This window comes from Streptomyces sp. NPDC058701, from assembly GCF_042715295.1.
GTDB lineage: Bacteria > Actinomycetota > Actinomycetes > Streptomycetales > Streptomycetaceae > Streptomyces.
In genome coordinates this window covers 104,225-127,344 of record NZ_JBHXSY010000006.1, presented here as the reverse complement: position 1 = coordinate 127,344, position 23,120 = coordinate 104,225, and the positions used below count along the sequence as shown (strand labels likewise).

General features: G+C 71.3%; 22 protein-coding genes. 7 read left to right on the top strand and 15 right to left on the bottom strand.

What is annotated here, in order from left to right; genetic code table 11:
* Nucleotides 1–16: 16 nt before the first annotated feature.
* The 9 genes from ACFWW8_RS08485 to ACFWW8_RS08445 form a co-directional block, all read right to left on the bottom strand.
* Nucleotides 17–829, bottom strand: a complete 813-nt coding sequence (locus ACFWW8_RS08485) for an HAD family hydrolase (protein WP_386525392.1) — start codon at nucleotides 827–829, stop codon at nucleotides 17–19.
* Entirely contained in the window at nucleotides 826–2,103 is a 1,278-nt protein-coding gene (gene serS, locus ACFWW8_RS08480) for a serine--tRNA ligase (protein ID WP_386525389.1), read from the bottom strand. The genes ACFWW8_RS08485 and serS overlap by 4 nt, the downstream gene beginning before the upstream one ends.
* Nucleotides 2,104–2,629: 526 nt before the next feature.
* A complete protein-coding gene (gene pheA / locus ACFWW8_RS08475) occupies nucleotides 2,630–3,565 on the bottom strand; it encodes a prephenate dehydratase (protein WP_386525386.1) in 936 nt (311 codons plus the stop codon).
* A 42-nt stretch (nucleotides 3,566–3,607) separates the two neighbouring features.
* Entirely contained in the window at nucleotides 3,608–4,966 is a 1,359-nt protein-coding gene (gene efeB, locus ACFWW8_RS08470; RefSeq protein ID WP_386525383.1) for an iron uptake transporter deferrochelatase/peroxidase subunit, read from the bottom strand.
* Nucleotides 4,891–6,879, bottom strand: a complete 1,989-nt coding sequence (locus ACFWW8_RS08465) for a copper resistance CopC/CopD family protein (protein ID WP_386525381.1) — start codon at nucleotides 6,877–6,879, stop codon at nucleotides 4,891–4,893. Before ACFWW8_RS08465 ends, efeB begins: the two co-directional genes overlap by 76 nt.
* 22 nt (nucleotides 6,880–6,901) lie before the next feature.
* Nucleotides 6,902–7,369: a copper chaperone PCu(A)C gene (locus tag ACFWW8_RS08460; RefSeq protein WP_386525379.1), complete on the bottom strand. Its 468-nt coding sequence runs from the start codon at nucleotides 7,367–7,369 to the stop codon at nucleotides 6,902–6,904.
* Nucleotides 7,366–8,019, bottom strand: a complete 654-nt coding sequence (locus ACFWW8_RS08455) for an SCO family protein (RefSeq protein WP_386525376.1) — start codon at nucleotides 8,017–8,019, stop codon at nucleotides 7,366–7,368. Before ACFWW8_RS08455 ends, ACFWW8_RS08460 begins: the two co-directional genes overlap by 4 nt.
* Nucleotides 8,020–8,087: 68 nt before the next feature.
* The gene (locus ACFWW8_RS08450) at nucleotides 8,088–8,813 is read right to left on the bottom strand and encodes a YcnI family protein (protein WP_386525374.1); all 726 of its coding nucleotides are present in this window, start codon (nucleotides 8,811–8,813) and stop codon (nucleotides 8,088–8,090) included.
* Nucleotides 8,814–8,921: 108 nt separating this feature from the next.
* Nucleotides 8,922–9,740, bottom strand: coding sequence for a hypothetical protein (locus tag ACFWW8_RS08445; RefSeq protein WP_386525372.1), 819 nt, complete (start codon nucleotides 9,738–9,740; stop codon nucleotides 8,922–8,924).
* A gap of 264 nt (nucleotides 9,741–10,004) precedes the next feature.
* Here ACFWW8_RS08445 and ACFWW8_RS08440 point away from each other — a divergent pair, with 264 nt between their 5' ends.
* A complete protein-coding gene (locus tag ACFWW8_RS08440; RefSeq protein ID WP_386525369.1) occupies nucleotides 10,005–10,451 on the top strand; it encodes an ATP-binding protein in 447 nt (148 codons plus the stop codon).
* A 116-nt stretch (nucleotides 10,452–10,567) separates the two neighbouring features.
* Here the strand turns inward: ACFWW8_RS08440 and ACFWW8_RS08435 are convergent, their stop codons facing one another.
* From ACFWW8_RS08435 to ACFWW8_RS08425, 3 genes are all read right to left on the bottom strand, one after another.
* The gene (locus ACFWW8_RS08435; protein WP_386525366.1) at nucleotides 10,568–12,034 is read right to left on the bottom strand and encodes an aminopeptidase P family protein; all 1,467 of its coding nucleotides are present in this window, start codon (nucleotides 12,032–12,034) and stop codon (nucleotides 10,568–10,570) included.
* 92 nt (nucleotides 12,035–12,126) lie between these two features.
* Complete coding sequence (locus tag ACFWW8_RS08430; protein ID WP_386525363.1) at nucleotides 12,127–13,656, bottom strand: PP2C family protein-serine/threonine phosphatase; 1,530 nt, start codon at nucleotides 13,654–13,656, stop codon at nucleotides 12,127–12,129.
* Nucleotides 13,657–13,711: 55 nt separating this feature from the next.
* Complete coding sequence (locus ACFWW8_RS08425) at nucleotides 13,712–14,146, bottom strand: hypothetical protein (protein ID WP_386525361.1); 435 nt, start codon at nucleotides 14,144–14,146, stop codon at nucleotides 13,712–13,714.
* Here ACFWW8_RS08425 and ACFWW8_RS08420 point away from each other — a divergent pair.
* Both ACFWW8_RS08420 and ACFWW8_RS08415 read left to right on the top strand, forming a co-directional pair.
* Nucleotides 14,145–14,900, top strand: coding sequence for a bifunctional DNA primase/polymerase (locus tag ACFWW8_RS08420; RefSeq protein WP_386525358.1), 756 nt, complete (start codon nucleotides 14,145–14,147; stop codon nucleotides 14,898–14,900). The two genes, ACFWW8_RS08425 and ACFWW8_RS08420, sit on opposite strands and share 2 nt — an antisense overlap.
* 110 nt (nucleotides 14,901–15,010) lie before the next feature.
* On the top strand, nucleotides 15,011–15,589 hold the full coding sequence (locus ACFWW8_RS08415) for a hypothetical protein (protein WP_386525356.1): 579 nt from the start codon (nucleotides 15,011–15,013) through the stop codon (nucleotides 15,587–15,589).
* A 180-nt stretch (nucleotides 15,590–15,769) separates the two neighbouring features.
* Here ACFWW8_RS08415 and ACFWW8_RS08410 read toward each other — a convergent pair whose 3' ends face one another.
* From ACFWW8_RS08410 to ACFWW8_RS08400, 3 genes are all read right to left on the bottom strand, one after another.
* Complete coding sequence (locus tag ACFWW8_RS08410; protein WP_386525353.1) at nucleotides 15,770–16,744, bottom strand: DUF5926 family protein; 975 nt, start codon at nucleotides 16,742–16,744, stop codon at nucleotides 15,770–15,772.
* A gap of 224 nt (nucleotides 16,745–16,968) precedes the next feature.
* Nucleotides 16,969–17,484, bottom strand: a complete 516-nt coding sequence (locus ACFWW8_RS08405; protein ID WP_386525350.1) for an ATP-binding protein — start codon at nucleotides 17,482–17,484, stop codon at nucleotides 16,969–16,971.
* A 171-nt stretch (nucleotides 17,485–17,655) separates the two neighbouring features.
* The gene (locus ACFWW8_RS08400) at nucleotides 17,656–18,456 is read right to left on the bottom strand and encodes a glycerophosphodiester phosphodiesterase (protein WP_386525348.1); all 801 of its coding nucleotides are present in this window, start codon (nucleotides 18,454–18,456) and stop codon (nucleotides 17,656–17,658) included.
* Between the two features lie 226 nt (nucleotides 18,457–18,682).
* Here ACFWW8_RS08400 and ACFWW8_RS08395 point away from each other — a divergent pair, with 226 nt between their 5' ends.
* The 4 genes from ACFWW8_RS08395 to ACFWW8_RS08380 all read left to right on the top strand — a co-directional run bounded on the left by ACFWW8_RS08395 (nucleotide 18,683) and on the right by ACFWW8_RS08380 (nucleotide 22,970).
* Complete coding sequence (locus tag ACFWW8_RS08395) at nucleotides 18,683–20,284, top strand: S1C family serine protease (protein ID WP_386525346.1); 1,602 nt, start codon at nucleotides 18,683–18,685, stop codon at nucleotides 20,282–20,284.
* Between the two features lie 103 nt (nucleotides 20,285–20,387).
* Entirely contained in the window at nucleotides 20,388–21,293 is a 906-nt protein-coding gene (locus ACFWW8_RS08390) for a LysR family transcriptional regulator (protein ID WP_386525344.1), read from the top strand.
* Nucleotides 21,294–21,372: 79 nt separating this feature from the next.
* Nucleotides 21,373–21,921, top strand: a complete 549-nt coding sequence (locus ACFWW8_RS08385) for a cysteine dioxygenase (RefSeq protein ID WP_386525342.1) — start codon at nucleotides 21,373–21,375, stop codon at nucleotides 21,919–21,921.
* On the top strand, nucleotides 21,921–22,970 hold the full coding sequence (locus ACFWW8_RS08380; RefSeq protein ID WP_386525340.1) for a YeiH family protein: 1,050 nt from the start codon (nucleotides 21,921–21,923) through the stop codon (nucleotides 22,968–22,970). Before ACFWW8_RS08385 ends, ACFWW8_RS08380 begins: the two co-directional genes overlap by 1 nt.
* Nucleotides 22,971–23,120 lie beyond the last annotated feature (150 nt).

The window sequence follows — 23,120 nt, the reverse complement described above, 5'->3', positions numbered from 1 at the left end:
TCCTCCGTCGTACGTGCTAGGCGGCGCTCAGCAGGCGCTCCAGCACCACCGCGATGCCGTCCTGCTCGTTGGAGGTCGTCACCTCGTCCGCCACGCTCTTGAGCTCCGGATGGGCGTTGGCCATCGCCACCCCGTGCGCGGCCCAGCCGAACATGGGGATGTCGTTGGGCATGTCGCCGAAGGCGATGGTCTCCGCGGCCTTCACGCCCAGCCGACGAGCGGCCAGTGACAGGCCGGTGGCCTTGGTCAGGCCGAGAGGCAGGATCTCCACCACACCCGGACCCGCCATCACGATGTCGACGAGGCTGCCCACGGTCTGCCGGGCCACCTTGACGAGGGCGTCGTCGTCAAGGCCCGGGTGCTGGATGTAGAGCTTGTTCAACGGTGCGGTCCACACCGCGGTGGTGTCCTCCAGGTAGACGGCCGGAAGACCCTCCTGCACCTGGTAGCCGGGTCCGATCAGGACCTCGCCGTCGATCCCGTCCCGACTGGCCGCGAGGGCCAGCGGACCGATCTCGGCCTCTATCTTCGACAGCGCCAGACCGGCCATCTGCCGGTCCAGCGTCACCGAGGTCAGCAACCGGTGCGATCCCGCGTCGTAGACCTGCGCGCCCTGCCCGCACACAGCGATCCCCCGATAGCCGAGGTCGTCCAGGACGTGCCGGGTCCAGGGCACGGCCCGGCCGGTGACGATGATGTGCGCCGCACCGGCCGCGGTGGCGGCGACGAGCGCTTCGCGGGTGCGTTCCGAGACGGTGTCGTCGCCGCGCAGCAGGGTCCCGTCGAGATCCGTTGCGACGAGCTTGTACGGGAATGGGGCCGGGCTCACTTGTTGATCGGCTCCAGGACCTCGCGGCCGCCGAGGTACGGACGGAGCGCCTGGGGCACCCGCACCGAGCCGTCGGCCTGCTGGTGGTTCTCCAGGATCGCGACGATCGTGCGCGGCACGGCGCACAGGGTGCCGTTCAGCGTCGACAGCGGCTGGGTCTTCTTGCCGTCGCGGTAGCGGATCGACAGGCGGCGGGCCTGGAATCCGTCGCAGTTCGACGCGGAGGTCAGCTCGCGGTACTTCCCCTGGGTCGGGATCCACGCCTCGCAGTCGAACTTGCGCGAGGCGGAGGAGCCGAGGTCACCGGTGGCGACGTCGATCACCTGGAAGGGCAGCTCCAGGCTGGTCAGCCACTGCTTCTCCCACTCCAGGAGGCGCTGGTGCTCGGCCTCGGCGTCCTCCGGCGCGACGTACGAGAACATCTCGACCTTGTCGAACTGGTGGACGCGGAAGATGCCGCGGGTGTCCTTGCCGTACGTGCCGGCCTCGCGGCGGAAGCAGGGGGAGAACCCCGCGTACCGCAGCGGCAGCTTGTCGGCGTCGATGATCTCGTCCATGTGGTACGCGGCGAGGGCTACCTCGGAGGTGCCGACGAGGTAGTAGTCGTCCTTCTCCAGGTGGTACACGTTCTCCGCGGCCTGGCCGAGGAAGCCGGTGCCCTCCATGGCGCGGGGACGGACCAGGGCCGGGGTCAGCATTGGGATGAAGCCGGCCTCGGTGGCCTGCGCGATGGCCGCGTTGACCAGGGCCAGCTCCAGCAGGGCGCCCACACCGGTCAGGTAGTAGAAGCGCGAGCCCGACACCTTGGCGCCGCGCTCGACGTCGATGGCGCCCAAAGATTCGCCCAGCTCCAGGTGGTCCTTGGGCTCGAACCCCTCGGCGGCGAAGTCGCGGATGGTCCCGTGCGTCTCGAGGACGGTGAAGTCCTCCTCGCCGCCGACCGGGACGTCCACGTGGACGATGTTTCCGAGCCGCAGCAGGAGCTGCTTGGCAGCCTCGTCCGCCTCATTCTGTTCGGACTCGGCCGCCTTGACGTCCTGCTTGAGCAGTTCGGCTCTTTTCAGGAGTTCCGCCCGCTCCTCCGGAGAGGCCTTCGGGATGAGCTTGCCGAGGGACCTCTGCTCATTGCGCAGTTCGTCGAAGCGCATGCCGGAGGACCTGCGGCGCTCATCGGCGGAGAGCAGTGCGTCGACGAGCTCGACGTCCTCTCCACGGGCGCGCTGCGAGGCGCGGACACGGTCAGGGTCTTCACGGAGCAGCCGGAGGTCAATCACCCCTCCAGGCTACCGGGCTGGGGTTCCGGGGAGCACACCGATATCACGCTGCGTGTCACTATGCCCCAATTGCCGCTATTGGATAAGTCTCGCAGGTCGGCCGGAAGAGGTCCTTCTCCCGCGGTCGATAAATGTCGCGCCTTTCCACGAAATGGACCTCGGGGGTGGCGGCTGGGCATGCCCTGAGCAGCGCGGCAGGAGGCTCTTTGTCCACAGGAATTGGGACCTTCCCCAGGTTATCCACAGGCTGTGCGTCCCCTCTGTGGATAGGGGAATAGATCAATCCTGTTCTGTAGTCGGCTGGGTCGACTCGGGGTTCAAACCACCCTCACACGCTCATTCGGGTGGGAATGGCTCGCCCCAACGAGTTGATCGGCGACGCGCGGGTGACAACGTTCACCCTCCGCTCCCCAGCGCGAAACCTGGACCCACAGCCGATTTGTCGACCTTGTCGTGTTGTTCTGTCGACTTGTCCCCAGGTTGCCATCGCGCCCTGTGGATAACTCTGTGGACAGTGGACGAAGCCCTACGCCCTGCCGTCCAGGCAGCGCGTCAGCCAGTCGGAGGCGGCAGTGAAGTCGGCTTCGGAGGTTCCCGGCCGTGCGGCCCGTACATCACTCAGAGCGACGCCGGCCTGCGGATAGGAGCCGAGGAAGCGGACCTGGGGGCAGGTGCGCTTGAGGCCCATGAGCGCTTCACTGACCCGACGGTCGGAGATGTGCCCCTCGGCGTCGACGGCGAAGCAGTAGTTGCCGATGCCCTCGCCGGTCGGCCGGGACTGGATCAGCATCAGGTTCACCCCGCGCACGGCGAACTCCTGGAGGAGTTCGAGCAGGGCGCCCGGGTGGTCGTCTGCGAGCCAGAGCACGACGGAGGTCTTGTCGGCGCCGGTCGGCGCGGCGGGCCGGGCCGGCCGCCCGACGAGCACGAAGCGGGTCTCTGCGTTCTCCGCGTCGTGGATTTCGGTGACCAGCGGGACGAGCCCGTAGGTGGCGGCGGCGAACTCGCCGGCGAAGGCGGCGTCGAACCGTCCCTCCTGGACGAGCCGGGCTCCGTCGGCGTTGGAGGCCGCGGACTCCCACACCGCATCGGGCAGGTTCGTGCGGAGCCAGTTGCGCACCTGGGGCTGGGCCACCGGGTGCCCGGTCACGGTCTTGACGTCCGACAGGGCGGTACCTGGCCGCACGAGCAGCGCGAAGGCGATGTCCAGCCGTACCTCGCGGTAGATCATCAGCGGCTTGCCCGAGGCCAGCTCGTCGAGGGTGGCGGTGACCCCGCCCTCCACCGAATTCTCGATCGGGACGAGCGCGGCCGCGGCCTCGCCGTTGCGCACCGCGTCCAGTGCCGCCGGCACCGAGACCATCGGGACCAGTTCCCGGGTCGCGGCTTCCGGCAGCGTACGGAGGGCGGCCTCGGTGAAAGTGCCCTCGGGACCGAGATAGGTGAAGCGCGTGGCCGTCATGTGATCAGCCTAGTGCCGGGGTGCTCCACGCCGCGGCGCTGTTCATCCTTCGAGCAACCGCTGCCCCACGTACTCCCCGGAACGGGGAGCGGCCGGGACGGCATACAGGCCGCTGGACTCGTGCCGGATGAACTCCGACAGCGCGTCCCCCCGGTCGAGCTTTCGCTGGACCGGGACGAACCCGCGGAGCGGATCGGCCTGCCAGCAGACGAACAGGAGCCCGGCGTCGGGAGCGCCGTCCGCGTCGATCCCGTCGTGGAAGGAGAACGGGCGCCGCAGCATGGCCGCCCCGCCGTTCTGTTCGGGCGCGGAGATCCGCGCGTGGGCGTTGGCCGCGATGACCGGCTTCCCGTCGGCGCCGATCTTGGTGAGCTCCGGCTCGGTGGTCTCGCTGCCACCCGTCAGCGGGGCGCCGGTTGCCTTGTTCCGGCCGATGACCTGCTCCTGCCGGGCGAGCGACTGCTTGTCCCAGTCGTCGAGGAGCATGCGGATGCGCCGGACGACGGCGTACGAGCCGCCGGCCATCCAGGCGTGCTCGGCCGGACCGGGACCCGTGCCCGGCACGAAGATGCGCCGGTCGAAATCGGGCTCGGCGGGCTTGGGGTTTCCGGTGCCGTCGATCTGCCCCATGAGGTTGCGTGCGGTCATCGGGGTGCCGGTGGCCCCGGGGGACCGGTTGAAGCCGTTCATCTGCCAGCGGACACGGGCCGCCTGCCCGGCGTCCCGCTGCAGAGCCCTCAAGGCGTGAAAGGCGACGAGTCCGTCGTTCGCGCCGATCTGGACCCACAGGTCGCCGTTGCTGCGGCGCTCGTCGAGCCGGTCGGAGGAGAAGTCCGGCAGCGGGTCGAGGGCGACGGGACGACGGCCGGTGAGGCCGGTCCGTTCGAAGAAGGAGTGGCCGAAGCCGAAGGTGACGGTGAGGGAGGACGGGCCGGCATCGAGGGCGATGCCCGTGTCGGCGTCCGGGGCGCTCTTGCCCGCCATGAGCAGCCGTGCTGTGTCGGACCAGCGCCGCAGCAGCGCGGCGGCCTCCGTGCGGCCCGCGCCCGCCGCGAGGTCGAAGGCGATGAGATGTCCCTTGGCCTGCAGCGGTGTGGTGATGCCGGCCTGGTGGTCGCCGTGGAAGGCGACCTGGGTGGCACCGAGGGAGGACAGGCTCCCGGCGGAACCGCCGGGGGGCGCCGTTCCCGCGTCGGCCGCGGCCGCGTGCGCCAAGGCGCCACCGGCGGCGCCGAGCGCGAGCCCCGCGGCGCCCGCGGCGCCGACGGTGCCGAGCAGGCGTCGTCGGGAGATCTCGATGTCGGGGGTGCTCTCGGTCACGCTGTTCAGCCGATCTTCACGGTCTTCTGGACGGTCGTCTGGTCGATGTCGGAGGTACGGAGGGTCACGTCGATGCGCCATTCTCCGGCCAGCGGAAGTTGTACCCCGGAGGACGTCCAGTGCCCCGGCGCGGCGCGGTCGGGAACGAGCGGCAACGGCCCGACATCCTTGGCCGGGAGGGTGAAGGCGACCTTGACCTCGGGGAGGTCGAGCGGCTGGTCGTCGGGGGAGTCGGCCCAGACGTGCAGAGTGTTGGCGCCCACCCGGCCCGGGTCGAGTTCGAGCCGGACGTCGCCCTTGCCGCTCGGGCCACCGGTTTCGAACGGCAGGGTGATCTTGACCGCGCGGTCCGGAACGGCAGTGGAGGTGGAGCCGCGCCCGGCCTCGCGCTCCACCGCGCGGCCCGGCTCGGTGCTCGTGAGCACCGTGGTGACGGCCAGCAGGACCACGGCCACACCCGCCTCGGCGAGCACCGAGCGGCGCAGTCCGGCGCGGTCCGGATCGGCGTCGCGGACCTGCTTCTCGCGTGCCGTCTCCCGGGCGGCGTGCTGTCGGGCGAGCTGGGCGGCGCGCTTCGGGTCGGCCGGAGAGGTCACGGCCTCCGTTTCACGTGAAACGCCCTCGGTTTCACGTGAAACACCGCCTGTTGTTTCACGTGAAACAACGAGCGGTGCGAGAGCCCGCTCGTTCCCCCGCTCCGCGTCCGGCGGCCCGTCGAGCAACCGACCGGTCCACCGACGGGACACGTAGGCGATGCCGACCAGGACGGCGACGAGGCCGACCTTGAGGAGCAGCAGCCGTCCGTAGTCCGTCCCGGTCAGGGCGGACCAGCTGCCGAGCTGGCGCCAGGACTGGTACACGCCGGTGACCGCGAGCACCACCACGCTGACGAACGCCACCCTCGAGAACCGCCGTACCGCTTCGCTCTCGATCCCCGGAACCTTGTACAGGGCGACGAGCAGGGCGGTGAGACCGCCGAGCCAGGTGGCGACGGCGAGGAGATGCAGGATGTCCGCCGGCATGGCGATGCCCGGCTGGATCCCGGTTGAGGCGTGCTCGGACAGGGCCCAGGTCGCGGCGATGCCGCCCGAGACCACGGCGCCGCCGATCGCCAGGCCGAAGGTGAGGTCGCTGGTGTCCTTGTCCTCACCGGCGGTTCCGGCGCCCTGCTGGCGCCGTGCGTAGACACCGAAGAGGACCGCGATGAACAGGGCGGCGGCACCGAGCAGGAGCAGCCGGGAGACGAGCGAGGCACCGGTCTTCGTCTCCAGCACCGTCTTCATCCCGGCGAGGTCGAAGGCGTCGGCGAACTGCCCGGACCCGGTGTACGGAGCGCGCAGGACCAGCATCGCGAGGGTGGCCGCGGTCAGAGTGACCCATGCCCGCACGACGAGCTTCTGGAGCGGCCGCGCGGCGGCGCCCCGGCGCCAGCAGAGCAGGATGAAGGCGGCGCCGCCGACGAGGACGGTGAATCCGGCGTAGGCGGCGTAGCGCGCGATCCCGTACGCGATGCCGACGGGGCCGCCGCCGGCCTCCCGGGTGGGGAGCGTGACGTTGGTGGCCGAGGGTGCGCCGATGGAGAACGTGAAGGCGCCGGAGATGGGGTGGCTGTCGGCCGAGACGGCCTGCCAGGCGACGGTGTACGTCCCTTCGGGCAGGCCGGAGTTCAGGGCGGTGCCGTAGCGAATGATGTGTCCGCTGCACATGTCGCGCAGTTCGCCGGTGTCCACCCGCCTGCCCTGGGGGTCCAGTACGCGGATGGAGTCGTCGCCCATGGCGACCTGCTCCGAGAAGGAGAGCGAGACCTGTGCGGGGGCCGTGGCGACCACCGCCCCTTCCTTGGGGTCGCTCGCGGTGAGTGCGGCGTGCGCCGCGGCCGGGGAGGCCGCGGTGAACAGGCTTGCCAGCAGGGCTGCGAGGACCAGCGCGAGCCGCGGCAGGAGTGCCGTGGCATGGACGCGGGCCGCGGAAGGTGCGGGGGCGGTGGCCGTCATGGCGTGTCGGTTCCTCGGTCCGTCAGTGGGCGTTGGAGTTCTGCGCGGTGTACGTCCGTTCCTTCACGTCGAGTTCGGCCTTCACGGGGCCGGCCTTCTCGAAGCGCAGCTCGACGGTGACCTTCTCGCCGACCTTCGGAGTGCTCTTCAGGCCCATGAACATGACGTGGTTCCCGCCGCGCTCCAGTCGGAGCTCGCCGTTGGCAGGCACGTCCAGGGACGGGACCTGCTGCATCTTCTGGTCCTTCGTCTCGTGGATCTGGAGATCGTCGGAGAGCGGGGAGGAGACGCCGGTGAGCTTGTCGGCGGTCGCGGAGCCGTTCTTGATGACCATGAACGCGCCGGCCATCTCGTCGTTCACCGGTTCGGGAATGAAGCCCTGGCTGACCTTCATCGCGGGCTGGTCCGCGTCGGAGGAACAGCCGGATATGGCGAGCGCGGCCGTCAGGGAGAGGGCGACGGCGAGGGTACGGGTGGTGCGGGCGGTCACGGGTTCTCTCCCTTGATGATCTTCGGCAGGTCCTTGGTGTAGTCGTCGACGGTGGTCCCCTCGCCGTAGAGGACGTAGCCCTCGTCGGTCCTGGGCGAGAACGCGATGACCTGGGCTCCGTGCATGGAGACGACCTTGCCGTCGGGTCCCGTCGTGGCGGCCTCGATACCGATGCCGAGCGAGCGTGCGGCGGCCTGGATGGCGGCGAAGTCCCCGGTCAGCCCGGTGAAGGCCGGGTCGAGGGATCGGAGCCACGGAGCGAGGGACTCGGGAGTGTCCCGTGCGGGGTCGGTGGTGACGAAGACGACCTGGAGGTTGTCCTGGTCGGCCTTGGGGAGCGCCTTCTTGGCCACGGCGATGTTGCTCATCGTCAGCGGGCACACGTCCGGGCAGTGGGTGTAGCCGAAGTAGATGAGGGTCGGCTTGTTCTTGGTCTGCTCGCGCAGGTTCCACGGCTTGCCGTTGGTGTCCGTGAGGACGAGTTCCGGCTTGGCGAAGGGGCGGTCCAGAACGGTCGCGGCCTTCGCGCCGTTCTGGCCGCCGGAGATCTGGGTGACCGAACCGGTCTTGGCGGTCTCACCGCCGCAGGCGGTGAGGGTGAGTGCGGCCGCCGCTGCGAGAGCGGCGACCGTCACACGAGTGGTGCGCATGAGGAGGTGTCCCTGGGATCGGGGAAAGTACGGATGGTCCGAAGGGCAGTGCCCGCGGGTACGTCAGGTCAGGCCGAGCGCCGGCGTGAGGCGATGCCGAAGGCGACACCGCCGAGCCCGACCACGATGCCCGTGATGCCGAGGGCCCGCGCGGTCGTGTCGGAGCCGTGCTCGGACGCGGCCTCGTCGTGGCCCGCCTTGGTGTCCTTGTCGGCGTTCTTGGCGTCGTCGGCCTTCTTGTCCCCGCCGTCGTGGTGGTCGTCGGCCTTGGCGGCGGTCAGCTTCAGGACGGGCGCGGGGTTCTGCGGTTCCGCGGCGCCCTCCTTGGCCTCCTCGATCCACCGGACGACCTCGCCGTTGTCGTAGGTCTGGATCGCCTTGATGACCATCTGGTCGGCGTCCTCGGGGAGCTTGCCGACGGCGAGCGGGAACTGCTGGAACTTGCCGGACTCGATCTTGCCGCCCGACCAGGTCACCTTGGTGACGGCCTTGGTGATCTGCTTGCCGTGCACGGTGAGCGGCTTGTCGAGGTCGCTGGTCTCGACCTTCACGGTCCAGCCCGGGATGTCCTGCGGCATGACGGACGTGAGCGGCTGGTCGACCGGGAAGTTGACCTCGAGCTGGGTCGTCGAGGCGTTGTCGCGCTCGTTGGGCACCTTGAAGTTGATCGTCGCGTAGCCGCCCTTGGTGGCCTCGCCGGGCTGCACGCTGACGTGCGCGAAGGCGGGGCCCGACAGGACCAGGACGGTACCGGCGGCGAGGGCGGCGGCGAAGGAGACGCGAGAGGTCTTCACGGCAGAAACACTCCACGGAAGCAGGGTGGCGTTGGCTCCGCACGCGGGCGCGCACGGAGTTCGCGGCACCGGTGCTCCCGCCCCGGTTTCGGGGAGGGGGGTGCCGCGTCAGGCTGCGAGGGCGAGCGCCCCGGGGGGCCCGCGCCTGATCACCGTGTGCTGGAGGGCCGCCCGGCCGGTGGACGGGTCGGGCGCGGAACCGGTCCGCCGGGTCCGCGGTGTACGGGAGGCCGTGCCCGCGAGCCCGGCGCCGAGGGCGCGTACGAAGGCCAGCGCGGCACGCAGCGGTCGTACGGGTGCGGCTTCGCGGGACAGCCGGGACAGGTCCACGAGCCGGAACAGCGCGGCGTCGCCCCGGCCGAGCAGCCAGCCCGCGCCGAGCGCGGCCAGCAGGTGCCCGGCCAGCATGGCCGGGCTCAACAGGCCGGTGTCGGGCGCCGCAGCGGCCGCCTGGCTGAGGTGCGCGTGCGCCCCGTGGCCCTGCACCGCGGCTTGGGCGGCGAGCGCGGCCGGGTCGAGACCGGCGGTCTCCAGGATCTGCCGGGCGTCAGCGGGGCTGACGGGTATGGAGTTGCCGCCGCACACCAGCCGGGCGGCGAGCGTCGCGAGCGAGGCGTCGGCGGCGCTCGGCGTCGGCGCCTGCGCGGCGGCGGCACCGTGCTGGCCGAGGCCGAACAACACGTGCAGGGCGAGCTGTCCGGCGGTGAGACCGGCGGCGAGCCCGGGCAGGGTGCGCCGGCGTCCCGCGAGCGGGGCGGCAATCGAGAACACCGCGACGAAGCCGATGCACAGTGACCACCAGGGCACGGTCGCGCAGGATGCCAGGGCGTGCCCTGCCGCGGACAGCACGACGCAGACCGCGGTGAACACCGCGGCCCGGATCAGCCGGAGGCCGACTCCGGCGTGCGTCGCGTGGGGGGCAGTCATGGCCCGGTCATCATCGCACTGCGCTCAGTCGCTCCATACGGCAGGTCCGGAAGGTCCCATGAGTCCCCTTGTGCGGACGGTCCGCGCCCGGCACACGGACACCCCGGGCCCCGGCCCTCGCCCCGCCACCGCTGCGGGCAGGCTGCCGCACGCGCCCCGCGTACCCCGCGGCCCGGGAGTGCCGCATCGGCTGAACGAGGTCAATGCGCGCTCCGTCGGCCGCAGGGCGCTTACCGCTCCCCGAGGGAGGCAATAGGTATCCGTATGAGCATCTGGTGGTCTCTCCACTTGAGGCGCGAAGCCGCGAGCGTTCCGCTCGCCAGGCGACTGCTGCTGGGGACGATGGAGACCGCGGGGGTGGACCCGGACATCTCTTTCGATCTCTCTCTGGCACTGAGCGAAGCCTGTGCGAACGCGGTGGAGCACGGCGGGTGCGGCGGCCCCCCGGACGACGGGGCCGGGGCGTACGACGTCACGGCCTACCTGGACGGAGACTGCTGCCGCATCGAGGTGACCGACTCGGGTCCGGGCTTCCCCGCCGCGACGGTGGCCCGCCGCAGACCCTCCCTGGCCGAGCACGGCCGGGGCCTGCACCTGATCGCGGAACTCTCCGACCACGTGCGCTTCCGCAACCGGCCGGGACGCGGCGCGGTGGTGAGCTTCGACAAGATGCTGAAGTGGCGCGACGGCGCGCTGTTGAGGGTGTCCTAGCCGCCCGGGCCGTGCGCGCCGCGGGTACGCCGATGGGCGGGCCCCGTTCGGGGTCCCGCCCATCGCAGGGTGCTGTGACGGCCGCGCGGTCGACTGCGGCCGCCGAGCCGCCGGGGTCAGCCCTTGAGGCGCGCCATCCAGGCCTCGACCTCGACCGACGTCCGGGGCAGCCCGGCCGACAGGTTCCGGTTGCCGTCCTCGGTGACGAGGATGTCGTCCTCGATCCGGACGCCGATGCCGCGGTACTCCTCGGGCACGGTCAGGTCGTCGGCCTGGAAGTACAGACCGGGCTCGACCGTCAGGCACATTCCCGGCTCCAGCGTGCCGTCGACGTACGCCTCGGTGCGCGCGGCGGCGCAGTCGTGGACGTCCATGCCGAGCATGTGGCCGGTGCCGTGCAGGGTCCAGCGGCGCTGCAGGCCGAGCTCCAGGACGCGCTCGACCGGGCCCTCCAGCAGGCCCCACTCGACGAGCTTCTCGGCCAGCACGTGCTGGGAGGCGTCGTGGAAGTCGCGGAACTTCGCGCCCGGCTTGACGGCGGCGATGCCGGCTTCCTGGGACGCGTAGACCGCGTCGTAGACCTTGCGCTGGATGTCGGTGTACGCGCCGTTGATCGGCAGCGTGCGCGTGACGTCGGCGGTGTAGAGGGAGTGGGTCTCCACACCGGCGTCGAGCAGGAGCAGGTCTCCGGAGCGGACATCGCCGTCGTTGCGGACCCAGTGCAGGGTGCAGGCGTGGGGGCCGGCGGCGCAGATGGAGCCGTAGCCGACGTCGTTGCCCTCGACGCGGGCGCGGAGGAAGAAGGTGCCCTCGATGTAGCGCTCGGACGTGGCCTCGGCCTTGTCGAGCACCTTCACGACGTCCTCGAAGCCGCGGACGGTGGAGTCGACGGCCTTCTGCAGCTCGCCGATCTCGAAGTCGTCCTTCACCGCTCGGGCTTCGGAGAGGTAGACACGCAGCTCCTCGTCGCGCTCCTTGGTCACCTTGTCGGTGAGGGCGGACTCGATGACGGAGTCGTGGCCGCGCACGGTGCGGACCGGGCCCTCGGCCTCGGCGAGGTACTCGGCGAGCTCGCGGACGTCCCGCGCGGGGATCCCCAGCAGCTGCTCGGCCTCGGTGAGGGAGTGGCGGCGGCCGACCCACAGCTCGCCCTGGCCGGACAGCCAGAACTCGCCGTTCTCCCGGTCGGAGCGGGGCAACAGGTAGACGGCGGCGCTGTGGCCGGTCTCCCCGGTGGGTTCCAGAACCAGGACGCCGTTCTCGGTCTGGTCACCGGTGAGGTACGCGTACTCGGTGGAGGCGCGGAAGGGGTACTCGGTGTCGTTCGAGCGGGTCTTCAGGCGGCCCGCGGAGACGACGAGGCGCTCACCCGGGAAGCGCGCGGACAGGGCGGCCCGGCGCGCGGCGGTGTGCGCGGCCTGGGGGATCGGCTCCAGGCCGTGCAGCTCGGTGTCGGCCCATCCCGTGCGCATGCTTTCGGCAAGTTCGTCACTGACGCCCGGGTACAGACCGTTCTTGCGCTGCTTGTGCTTCTTCTTGGGCTGCTCTTCTTCCGGGGTCTCCGGGGTGAGCTCGTCAGCCACGTCTTCTCCTCAGCTACGACAGGCACGGACCTGGGTGTGGACCTCATCCATCGTATGTGTGAGCGGAAGGCACCCGGAGGGCATGTGCCATATCACTCAAATCGGGCGGCGAGCAGGACGATGTCCTCGGGGAGGCCGGCTGGCTCCTGCTCGGGCAGCACGGTACGCACGATGTGGTCGCAGAGGGCCGCGGGGTCGTCCCGGACGGCGCGGGGAACCCCAACGGCGGCCGCGTGCAGCCGGGCGTAGGCCCGGTCCATCGGGTCACCGGTGCGGCGCAGCAGGCCGTCCGTGTAGAGCAGCACCGTTTCTCCGGGAGCGGGCTCGATTTCCACGCTCGGCGCCTCCCAGCAGGACAGCATCCCGAGCGGCGCGGAGAGCGAGGTCTCCACGTACTGGGTGCGCCGTTCCCCGATGAGCAGCGGCGGGGTGTGCCCGGCCCCGGCCAGGATGATCTTCCGCTGGGCGGGCTCGCAGTACGCGAAGAGCGCGGTGGCCGAGCGTGCGGGTTCGGTCAGGCGCAGCAGCAGCTCCAGATCGGACAGGACCGCGACGGGGTCCTCGCCCTCCATGACCGCGTAGGCGCGCAGGGAGGCGCGCAGCCTGCCCATCGCGGCGACGGCGCTGGGGCCGGACCCGGTGACGGAGCCGACGGCCAGGCCGAGGGCACCCTCGGGCAGCGGCAGGGCGTCGTACCAGTCCCCGCCGCCGCGCGGCCCGGTGTGGTGGCGAACGGCGAGCTGGACGCCGGGGATCCGCGGGAGCCTGCTGGGCAGGAGTTCCTCGGCGACGGTGGCCAGGCTGGAGCGGGAGCGCTCCACCTCCAGCATCCGGGCCAGGTGCTCGGCGGCATGCCGTACGTACAGCCCGGCGAGGTCGCGCTGGCGGTCGCTCGGCTCGGCCTGCTCGTCGTAGAGCCATACGGCGGCGCCGAGCCGGCCCGTGGCCTCGGCGGTGAGCGGCAGCGCGTAGCTGGCGGCGTACCCGAGGCGGGCGGCGACTTCGCGGTGGCGGGGGTCGACGGGGACGGCGAAACCGCCGGTGCCGGCGGGCGCGCCCGGTTCGGGGAGCACCTCGGAGCCGCCCTCGGCATCCGGGAGCCCGTCGAGGATGCGGCCGTACGAGGTCGCGCTGCGGGGCACGGTCTCGATGTGACCGAGGTCGGCGTGGCCGAGCCCGAGGCCGATCGTCGTGGTGGGGCCCAGTCCGTCGGAGGGCTCCAGGACGATCAGACCGCGGCGGGCGCCGACGAGGGCGGCTCCGGCGCGCAGGAATTCGCGGAGGGAGCCGTCGAGGTCGTTGGCGCGGGCCAGGCGTTCGGTGAGTTCGTGGAGGGTGGTGAGGTCCGAGACCATGCCCGCGAGCCGGTCCTGGATGAGGCTGCCCGGGGCGGGCGCGGGCGCCGCCGCCGGCGCGCTCCGGTGGGGTGCGGGCGCCGCAGTGTGCGGTGACGCGGTAACTGCCGGATCGATTCCAGCCACTTTCGGCAGATGCGGGGCGCTCATGGCGTCCGCCTTTCCACCTGGTGCGATTCGCCATATAGCATCGCAAACCCCCAGATCGTGCTGCGCCGCCATCAAGGAATCCACATCTACACGCACACGTGGATGCATGTCCAGCATTGCCCAGGTGCCAATTCTGGTGTTCGCGGAACGACAACTCACGGTCGAGCCAAGGCTAGAACTTGGCCGGAAAAAGCTGGAACCCGACGGTTTTTGCGGTCGACTGGACGAGCTCCACCAGGGGCCCGGGTACGTATTCGGCAGCGTCCGGGGCCAGTTGACGCCTCCCGACGGCCATCCGTCGGTCTTCAGGCAGCGTCGCGGCACCTCCCGCGGCCTCCCCGGCGGGCGTCGGGAACCGCCCGGCGCGGGCCGTCGTCCTAAACGGCGGCAGCCGGTCTCGGTAACGGGTGTGGGGTGCGTTTCGCCCCCCGTCGATGTTCGACGGACCGCGAGGAAACTGCGCGAACGGTGTGAACCCGTTTCTGGCGATCAGGGCGATCAGTGCGATCAGTGCGGACAGTGACGCGAAACATGCACGTGCGGTGAAACATCGGTTACATGGTGTGATGTGGCCCTCGGCGTTCAACGGAAAGGAACGAGCGCTCATGCGCGAGATCCTCGGAAAGCGTCTCCAGCGGCTCCGCGATCGGTTTCCATCCCTGCGCCCGGCCCCAGGACGCGGAGGCGCGCCGGATCTCCTCGACGCCGCGCTGAGCTGCGCGACCACGTGGCGGTGGCCCGTTCTGCCCGGCATCGGCCGGTCGGCCGCGGACGGATCGCGGTGTGCCTGCCCCGACCCCGACTGCGTCGTCCCCGGCGCGCACCCCTTCGACCCGGGGCTCCTCGCCGCCACCACCGATCCCCGGATGATCACCTGGTGGTGGACCAACCGGCCCACCGCCCCCGTCCTGCTGGCCACCGGTGGGGCCGCCCCGTGCGCCGTGAGCCTGCCGGCGGCCGCCGGCGCGCAGGCCCTCGTACGGCTGGACGCGCAGGGCCTGCGGCTCGGGCCGGTCGTGGCCACGCCCACCCGGTGGTCGCTGCTGGTGGCGCCGTACTCCCTGGAGCGGCTCGGCGAGCTGCTCTACGCCAAGGACCACGTGCCGTCCTCGCTGCGCTTCCACGGTGAGGGGGGGTACGTGCTGCTGCCGCCCTCGGCCGCGTCCGGCGGCGGGCAGGTCCGCTGGGAACGGGAACCGCGCCCGGAGCCGCAGCCCCGGACCCGGCCCAGGCTGACGCGCGCGGCAGAAGCGGAGGGGGCGGGGCGGGCCCCCTGGCTGCCCGAGGTCGAGGCCGTCGTGGACGCGTTGGTCGAGGCGAGCAGCGGAGCCCCCGGCGGCGGCAGCAGGCTCGCGTACTGACCCTTCCGGGACCGGGCGGATCACTCGTACGGGTGCCAGCGGAACGAGTTTGCAAGGGAATTGGGCGCGGGGCTCTCCGCGCCCCATTCCCGGATCGCTATCTTCGGCGAATGAATCTCCGCCTGATCGGTATCGGCGCCGGTGTGCTGATCATCCTGTCGCTCCCGCTCGCCGGTGCGATCGCAGGCCCGGATATCGCCGGTCAGGACGACGGGAAAGGCGGCGGCCTGCTCTCGACGCTCGGGCTCTCGAACGCCCCGCGCGCGGCATCCGCGCCTCCCTCCGGCCCGGCCGCGGTGTCCGGCCGCGGGCGTCCCGGGCCCGGGCCGGCCGAGCAGCCCCGTACGGACTCCAGCTGCGGGCCCGAGGTGTCCTCGCCCCACGGTGTGGAGGCGCAGACCTGCGTGCTCGTCGGCGAAGGGCGTACGTGGGGCCGCAGTTACTACCGAAACACGAGTGGTCGCGCGCTCGATGCCGTGCTCTCGGTGATGGGTCCGGCAGGGCGCACGGTGCAGATCCGGTGCGCGGTCGGGGCGGGAGACGAGCCCGGGCTGTGCGAGACGCCGAGGGACGACTCCGCCGGTGCGCCGGAAAGCTACTCCGCCGTAGCGGAGTTTGCAGTTCCGGATGATGAAGGCGAGTTGCTGCTGCGGTCCGGGAGCAACTCACCGGCACCGTCCGACGGTTGAGCACCGCCGAAAATCAAGCGCCCGGTCGCTGGCGACGGGGGATGCACCAGCGACCGGGCTACAAGAACGGTAACAAGAGATCGCCTGTTCGCAAATTCGATCTCTGATATTCAGACAGCGATTTGCAGACGATTAGCGGGAGTTGTGACTCCGGTCACCGGTCCCGCACGGGTGCCGGGGTCAGCTGAGGGTCACCTGGCGGTTGGTGAGCCCGCCGCGCGCCCGGCGCTCCTCGGTGGTCAGCGGGGCGTCCGTGGCCAGAGCCGTGGCCAGCCGCTCGGCGAGCTCGGCGGCGGGCTTCTCGACGTCGTCGGCCGTGACGCCGGTGGGCAGGTCCCAGACCGGGACCATCAGGCCGTGCGCGCGGAAGGAACCGACCAGCCTGGTGCCTTCGCCCAGCGAGGAGGTGCCGGCGGCGTGCAGTCGCGCGAGCGCATCGAGGAGCTTCTCCTCGGGGTGCGGCATGACCCAGCGCAGGTGGTTCTTGTCCGGCGTCTCGCACCAGTAGGCCGCGTCCACGCCGGCCAGCTTGACGGTGGGAATGGCCGCCGCGTTCGCGCGCTCGAGGGAGGCGGCGATCTCCGGGGAGGCGCTCTGCGCGCTCTCCGATTCCGGAATCCAGAATTCGAATCCGCTGTGGACAACCGGCTCGAAACCGCCGTCGGTGTCCAGGAGGTCCTGAAGTCGCGGGCCTTCGGCGGGAACCCGGCGGGCCGGAACGGGAGTGCCCGGTTCCGCGGCGAGTGCGCGCTCCAGGGTGTCGGCCATGTCGCGTCCGAGGTCCCCGGAGGAGGACTCGTTCTGCAGGCCCAGCAGTACGGACCCGTCCTCGCGGCGCAGAGCCGGCCATGCCAGGGGCAGTACGGTCACCAGCGTGACGGAAGGGACACCCTCGGGCAGGCCGCCCTTGAGGGTGAGCGGCACGGTGGCCGCGGGAACCAGCTCGCGCAGCGCGACCCAGTCGCACTCGCCCGGCAGACCCTCGAAGGGGCGCTGCACGTGCTCGGTGACGGCGTGCGCGGCGGCCGCGCCGTGACAGGCCTTGTAGCGGCGCCCGGATCCGCAGGGGCAGGGCTCGCGAGCGCCCACCACCGGGATCTCACCGTTGTTGAGCTGCGGCTTTGCAGTCTTGGCTGCGGGGCGCTTCTTGGCCATCGTGGGTGTCTCCCGGTTGCGGCGGTACGGCGTCGTGTCTGGCGCGAGCCTAGCCGTTCGTACCGCCGGGACCGGTGGGTGCGGGCGGGAGCACGGTCGGTGTGCGCTCCCGGACGGCCGCTTCTGTCGCGGGCCGTACTGCTCTCCGCACCGTTGGGTGCGGGTTGTTGTCGGCTGTGATCGGTTCTGACCGGGCGACGGTTGCCACTCGGTCACTTCCGCCGTCAGGGATCCAGTTCGTCGAAGGCCGTGCCGAAGTCGATCGCCGGGGGCGCAACGCGCGTAGCGAAATCGTCGTGCCGGGCCCCGCAGGCAACGACCACCCAGACGGTGACCTCACCCGCCGCTCCGTCCCGGACACCCCAGGTCTGAGCCAGGGCGCTGATGATGTTCAGCCCCCGGCCGCCGCGCGCGGTGACCGAAGGCGTGGCCGGGACAGGGCGAGTGGGCCCGCCCCCGTCCGTGACCTCGACCGTCAGCCGCCCCGCCCCGTCGACGCGCCATGCGGCGCGTACCTCCCCGTCGCCGATCTCCCGCGAACCCAGCGGCCTGCCGTGTCGACAGGCGTTGCTGAGCAGTTCGGAAACGATCAGTACGGCATCGTCCACGACCGATTCGGGCACCCCGCAGAGACGCAATTCCTCGCGCATCCGGTGCCTCGCCTCGCCCACGCCAGCAGGGCCATGGCGTACGACCATGCACGACGACGTGGGCACTTCTTGTGCCACCACCAACGCCACCCCCGGAACCTCCTTAGCCCCACGCATGGTCTGGATGCCCCATTGGCCTGGACCGGAAACCGCCGTAGCGGTGGCCGCTGATGCACTCACGGCGGTCGGTTGCGAAGCGGATGCGCCGGTGCACTCCCTGTTACGAAAGGGCCGAGGGTGGCAGGAGTGCAAAACGGGACGTCAGCGTCCTAGTTGTGACAGAACTTGGCGGGGTCTGTTCGTGATGATTGCTTCCACGCCCAGATCAGCGCACAGTCGAACGTCTTCCGGATCGTTCACCGTCCATACGTGAACGGAGTGCCCTGCGGCTTGAAGCTTGCGGATGAAGGCGGGGTGGTTGCGCACGATCCGCATCCCGGGGCCGGCGATCCGCACTCCGGCGGGCAGCCGCCCGTCCCGCATCCGGGGCGAGATGAACTGCATCAGGAACACCGTCGGGACGGTCGGAGCGGCTGCCCGCACCCGGTGGAGGGAGCGAGCGGAGAAGCTCATGACCCGGACCGGGTGCGGGCCCGTGGCGGGCGGGGCGTCCAGGCCGAAGCGCTTGAGGAGGAAGAGGAGCCGCTCCTCCACCTGTCCGGCCCAGCGGGTCGGGTGCTTCGTCTCGATCGCCAGCTGGACCGGGCGTCCGGCGTCGGAGACCAGCTCAAGGAGGCGTTCCAGGGTGAGGACCGAGGTGCGCTCGGGGTCGGAGTCCCAGTCCGGGGACTCCTCGCGATCCTTCCAGGAGCCGAAGTCGAGCGCGGCGAGATCGGCCAGTTCCAGGGCCGAGACGGCGCCCCGGCCGTTGGAGGTGCGGTTCACCCGGCGGTCGTGGACCAGGACCAGATGGCCGTCGGCGGTGAGCCGTACGTCGCATTCGAGGGCGTCGGCGCCGTCCTCGATGGCCTTGCGGTAGGCGGCCAGGGTGTGCTCGGGGGCATCCTCCGAGGCGCCGCGGTGGGCGACGACCTGGATGGTGCGCGGCGTTGCGTGGGTCACCGGGTCATGGTGCCATCGAGCGGGTGCGGGGCGGAGGGGCCGGGTCCTGTCGGCTGTCTGAAATGTCAGATATAAAGAATGCGGGGAGACTCACAGGTCCGGCTTACAGTGCTCTGACGGGTCATGGGAAAGGCTTTGCCCAGGAACTTGTACGGCACGTCGAACGTTCAGCCGGACCGATATCGCCAAAGATTGCCGAAGCCGTGTGTGACGAGGAGAGAGCGCTGTGAGCAACGAGAACGAGGGCACCGCGGCCCCCCAGTACCCCGCGGCCCCGTCCGTACCACCTGCTCCGGCCTCCGAGACGCAGGCGGCGGCCCCGGCGCCGCAGCCAGCTTCCGCGCCGGTCCCGCCCGTCTCCGAGCCGGTGACCCAGCAGCTGCCGCCGACGATCCCGCCGGGGACGGAGCCGACGCAGCAGATCCCGCCCGCGCCGGCCCACCCCGCCCCGGCGTACGCCCAGCCGTCGGCTCCCGCGTACGACCAGGCTCCCCAGGGCCAGGGCCAGGGCCAGGGCTACGGTCACGGTCAGGGCTACGGCCAGGGTCCCCAGGCACAGGGTCCGGCCTACGGCCAGGGCCCCGGCCCGGCCGCGCACGGTGCCGAGGGCTGGCCGCCCCCGCCGCCCACCGTCCCGGCCTACAGCGGTGGCGGCCACGGCGGCGGCTGGGGCACCCCGCCGGGCGCCGACGGCACTCCGTCGCCCAAGCCGAAGGGCAAGGGCGGCCTGATCGCGGGCGTCCTCGTCGCGGCCCTGCTCGCGGGCGGCATCGGTGGCGGCGTCGGCTACTGGGCGGCCGACCGCAGCAACAGCGGCACCGGCTCGACCACGATCAGTGCGAGCAACACCCCCAAGGACCTCAAGCGCGAGGCGGGCTCCATTGCGGGGCTGGCGTCCGGCGCGCTGCCCAGCGTGGTCACCATCGAGGCCTCGGCCGGCGATGGCGAGGGCGGCACCGGAACCGGCTTCGTCTACGACCAGCAGGGCCACATCCTCACCAACAACCACGTCGTGGCCTCCGCCGCGAACGGCGGCAAGCTCTCCGCGACCTTCTCCGACGGCAAGAAGTACGAGGCCGAGGTCGTGGGCCGCGCCCAGGGCTACGACGTGGCGGTGCTCAAGCTGAAGAACCCGCCGGCCGGCCTCAAGCCGCTGCCGCTCGGCGACTCCGAGAAGGTGGCGGTCGGCGACGCCACCATCGCGATCGGCGCACCCTTCGGCCTGTCGAACACGGTCACCACCGGCATCGTGAGCGCCAAGAACCGCCCGGTCGCCTCGGGTGACGGATCCAGCGGCAAGAACTCGTACATGAGCGCCCTGCAGACGGACGCTTCGATCAACCCGGGCAACTCCGGTGGCCCGCTCCTCGACGGCCGCGGCGCCGTCATCGGCATCAACTCCGCCATCCAGTCGGCCGGCAACGGCGGCTTCGGCGGCGGTCAGGCCGGCTCGATCGGCCTCGGCTTCGCCATTCCGATCAACCAGGCGAAGAACGTCGCCGAGTCGCTGATCAAGACGGGCAAGCCGGTGTACCCGGTGATCTCGGTCTCCGTGGACCTCCAGGCCAAGGTCGCGGGCGCCAAGATCTCCGAGCAGGGCGCTCCCGCCAACGATCTGGTCGACCCGAACGGCCCGGCCGGCAAGGCGGGTCTCAAGCCCGGCGACCTGATCACGGAGTTCGGCGGCAAGCCGGTCGACAGCGGCCCGACGCTCATCAGCATGATCTGGACGTACAAGCCCGGCGACACGGTGAAGCTGACCTACCAGCGCGACGGCAAGCCGAGCACGGTCGACATCACGCTCGGCTCGCGGGTCGGAGACAAGTAGCCGGGGGACGGGCAGCCGTCAGCGAGGGCTGAGGGGGGCGTCGGAGGGGCCGCAGGCGGGATTCCGCCTGCGGCCCCTCCCAATGTCCGCTTATGCTTCGCTCGTGTTCGATTCCCGGCACATAAGGACGTTCCACACGGTCGTGGCCTCCGGGTCCTATTCGGCGGCTGCCCGCGTCCTCGGGTACACCCAACCCGCCATCACCCAGCAGATGAAGGCGCTCGAACGCGCCGTCGGCACCCCGCTGTTCACCCGGGTCGGCCGCAGGATGCAGCTCACCGAGGCAGGGGAGTCCCTGTCCCGGCACGCCGTGAGCATCCTCGGCAGCCTCTCCGCGGCCGAGTCGCAGCTGAAGGCGTACGCCCGCCTGCGCACCGGCCGGGTGCGGCTGTGCGGGTTCCCCAGTGCCAACGCCACCCTGGTTCCCGAGGCGTTGAGCGGCCTGGACAAGGACCACCCCGGCATCCAGGTGGAACTGCTGGAGGGCGAGCCCCCGGACTCCCTGCGCAGGCTGGAGCGCGGGGAGTGCGACATCACGTTGGCCTTCACCTATCCGGGGCTGCACGAGGAGATCCCGGAGGAGGTGGCCGAGGTCAGGTTGCTGGAGGACCAGCTGACGGTGCTGCTCCCGACGGGCCACCCGCTGGCCCGGCGGCGCGCCGTGCAACTGGCCGACCTCGCCGGGGAGCGATGGATCGCGGGTTGCCCGCGCTGCCGGGCGAACCTGCTGCACGAATGCGCCGAGCTGGGCTTCGTACCCGACATCCGCTTCGCGACCGACGACAACCTCGTGGTGCAGAGCCTCGTGGCGCAGGGTCTGGGCGTGGCGATGATGCCCGCGCTGGTGCTGCCCTCCCTGTCCCTCAACCGGGTCTGCGGGCGGGCGCTCCAGCCCGCCGCCCGCCGCCACATCGCCGCCTACGTCTACCGGGACCACCTGCGTGTCCCGGCGACGGCCGTGGTGCTCGACGCATTGAAGCGTGTCGCGGCGAACCGGGTCGGCTGCTGACCAACCCATAAGCGCTGCTTGGGTTTTCGGGTCACAACTGTCGTTGGACGTGATGCAATGTCCGCAGGACCCTGCCGACATGACCACCACCACGTCGGCTCCTCCCACCACGAGGATGGCCGCCCTCGTCAGCGAGATCCGTACGGTCGTGGACCGGGGCCTGGCTCCCGACCTGACCGCGTACTTGGTCGGCGAACGCCTCGCGCCGCATCTGGGCGCTCCCGACCTGTTGACCCCGGCCCAGAGCGAGGGGTCCCCGGACCGGTACCGGCAGCACATCCTGCACGCCGAGTCCGACGGCAGCTTCTCCGTGGTGGCCCTGGTGTGGCTGCCCGGCCAGGAGACCTGCATCCACGACCACGTGTCGTGGTGCGTGGCCGGAGTACACCAGGGCGAGGAGAGCGAGCGGCGCTACCGGCTGGCGCCCGGCACCGGAACGGCCCGGCTGGTGGCCACGGAGGACGTGGTCAACGGGCAGGGCGAAGTGTGCGGTTTCGCCCCGCCCGGTGACATCCATCAGGTCCGCAACTCCTGTTCCACCAAGGCGATATCCGTCCATGTGTACGGCGCCGACGTGTCCCGCCTGGGCACCAGCATCCGCCGCTCCTACACGCTCCCCGTCGACTGATGGCGCTCCTCCACCGCCCCCGGGGGGCGCCGGCGGTCCGCACTGTTTCACGTGAAACACCGGGTCCCTGGACCGGCCTGGCGGCGGCCGCCGGCGGTGCGCTGGCGGGCTGGCTCATCCACCGGGCGCTGCCCGCCGTGCCGATGCTCACCGCCGCCGTGGTGCTGGGCATCGCCGCGGCACACCTGCCCGGCCTCCGGGGCTTCGTACGGGGACCCGCCCGCCCCGGGCTCTCGCTGGCGGGCCGGAGGCTCATGCGGATCGGCATCGTCCTGCTCGGCCTCGGGCTGGGCCTGGACCAGGTGCTGCGGTTGGGTTGGGCCACGGTGGCCATGGTCGCCGGGGTCGTCGCGGCCACCTTTTTCGGCACGCTCTGGCTGGGCCGCAGGCTCGGACTCCCGGGTGATCAGCCGCTGTTGATCGCCACCGGATACTCGATCTGCGGAGCTTCGGCGATCGGTGCGGTCAGCGAGGTGTCCGGCAGCGACGAGGAGGACGTGGCCGCGTCGGTGGCGCTGGTGACGCTGTGTGGCACGCTCGCCATCGCGGTCCTGCCGCTGCTCCAGAGCCCGCTCGGGCTCTCCGATCCCGCCTTCGGGCAGTGGGTGGGGGCGAGCGTCCACGACGTCGGCCAGGTGGTGGCGACCGCGCAGACCGCCGGCCCCGGTGCGCTCGGCGAGGCGGTCCTGGTCAAGCTGATGCGGGTGGCGCTGCTCGCCCCGCTGGTGGCCGCCGTGGCCTTCTCCGTACGGGCCCGGCGGCGCGAGGTCCGCACCGCAGCGGGGCGCCGGCCGGCTCCCGTACCGCTGTTCGTGGCCGGGTTCCTGGCGGCGGCAGCGCTGCGGGCCACGGGGGCGCTGCCCGACGCGGCCCTGGAGTGGGCGCACACCGCGCAGGAGGCACTGCTGGCGGCGGCCCTGTTCGGGCTGGGGAGCGCGGTGCACCTGCCGACGCTTGCCCGTACGGGGGGACGGGCGGCGGCTCTGGGACTCGGCGCCTGGGTGGTGGTGGCCGGGGCCTCGTACGTGGGCGTACTGCTCACCGTATGACCCCGGCACGGCATGGAGTTGGCCAATTGGTGGCCAGAACCGACCGAACGTTCCGACTGCCTCCTGACATCGACGCGCGACCGTGCCACTCTGCCCCGGCAAGCCGCACCGCGCAGAGCCGATCCGCACCGACCGTTCTTCACCCCCACC

Excerpts from the sequence above, each read along its gene's own strand:
- pheA (WP_386525386.1), bottom strand. The coding sequence starts at position 3,565 with ATGACGGCCACGCGCTTCACCTATCTCGGTCCCGAGGGCACTTTCACC.
- efeB (WP_386525383.1), bottom strand. The coding sequence starts at position 4,966 with ATGGCGCATCGACGTGACCCTCCGTACCTCCGACATCGACCAGACGAC.
- ACFWW8_RS08465 (WP_386525381.1), bottom strand. The coding sequence starts at position 6,879 with ATGACGGCCACCGCCCCCGCACCTTCCGCGGCCCGCGTCCATGCCACG.
- ACFWW8_RS08455 (WP_386525376.1), bottom strand. The coding sequence starts at position 8,019 with ATGCGCACCACTCGTGTGACGGTCGCCGCTCTCGCAGCGGCGGCCGCA.
- ACFWW8_RS08445 (WP_386525372.1), bottom strand. The coding sequence starts at position 9,740 with ATGACTGCCCCCCACGCGACGCACGCCGGAGTCGGCCTCCGGCTGATC.
- ACFWW8_RS08440 (WP_386525369.1), top strand. The coding sequence starts at position 10,005 with ATGAGCATCTGGTGGTCTCTCCACTTGAGGCGCGAAGCCGCGAGCGTT.
- ACFWW8_RS08430 (WP_386525363.1), bottom strand. The coding sequence starts at position 13,656 with ATGCTGGACATGCATCCACGTGTGCGTGTAGATGTGGATTCCTTGATG.
- ACFWW8_RS08420 (WP_386525358.1), top strand. The coding sequence starts at position 14,145 with ATGCGCGAGATCCTCGGAAAGCGTCTCCAGCGGCTCCGCGATCGGTTT.
- ACFWW8_RS08425 (WP_386525361.1), bottom strand. The coding sequence starts at position 14,146 with ATGAGCGCTCGTTCCTTTCCGTTGAACGCCGAGGGCCACATCACACCA.
- ACFWW8_RS08415 (WP_386525356.1), top strand. The coding sequence starts at position 15,011 with ATGAATCTCCGCCTGATCGGTATCGGCGCCGGTGTGCTGATCATCCTG.
- ACFWW8_RS08410 (WP_386525353.1), bottom strand. The coding sequence starts at position 16,744 with ATGGCCAAGAAGCGCCCCGCAGCCAAGACTGCAAAGCCGCAGCTCAAC.
- ACFWW8_RS08385 (WP_386525342.1), top strand. The coding sequence starts at position 21,373 with ATGACCACCACCACGTCGGCTCCTCCCACCACGAGGATGGCCGCCCTC.
- ACFWW8_RS08380 (WP_386525340.1), top strand. The coding sequence starts at position 21,921 with ATGGCGCTCCTCCACCGCCCCCGGGGGGCGCCGGCGGTCCGCACTGTT.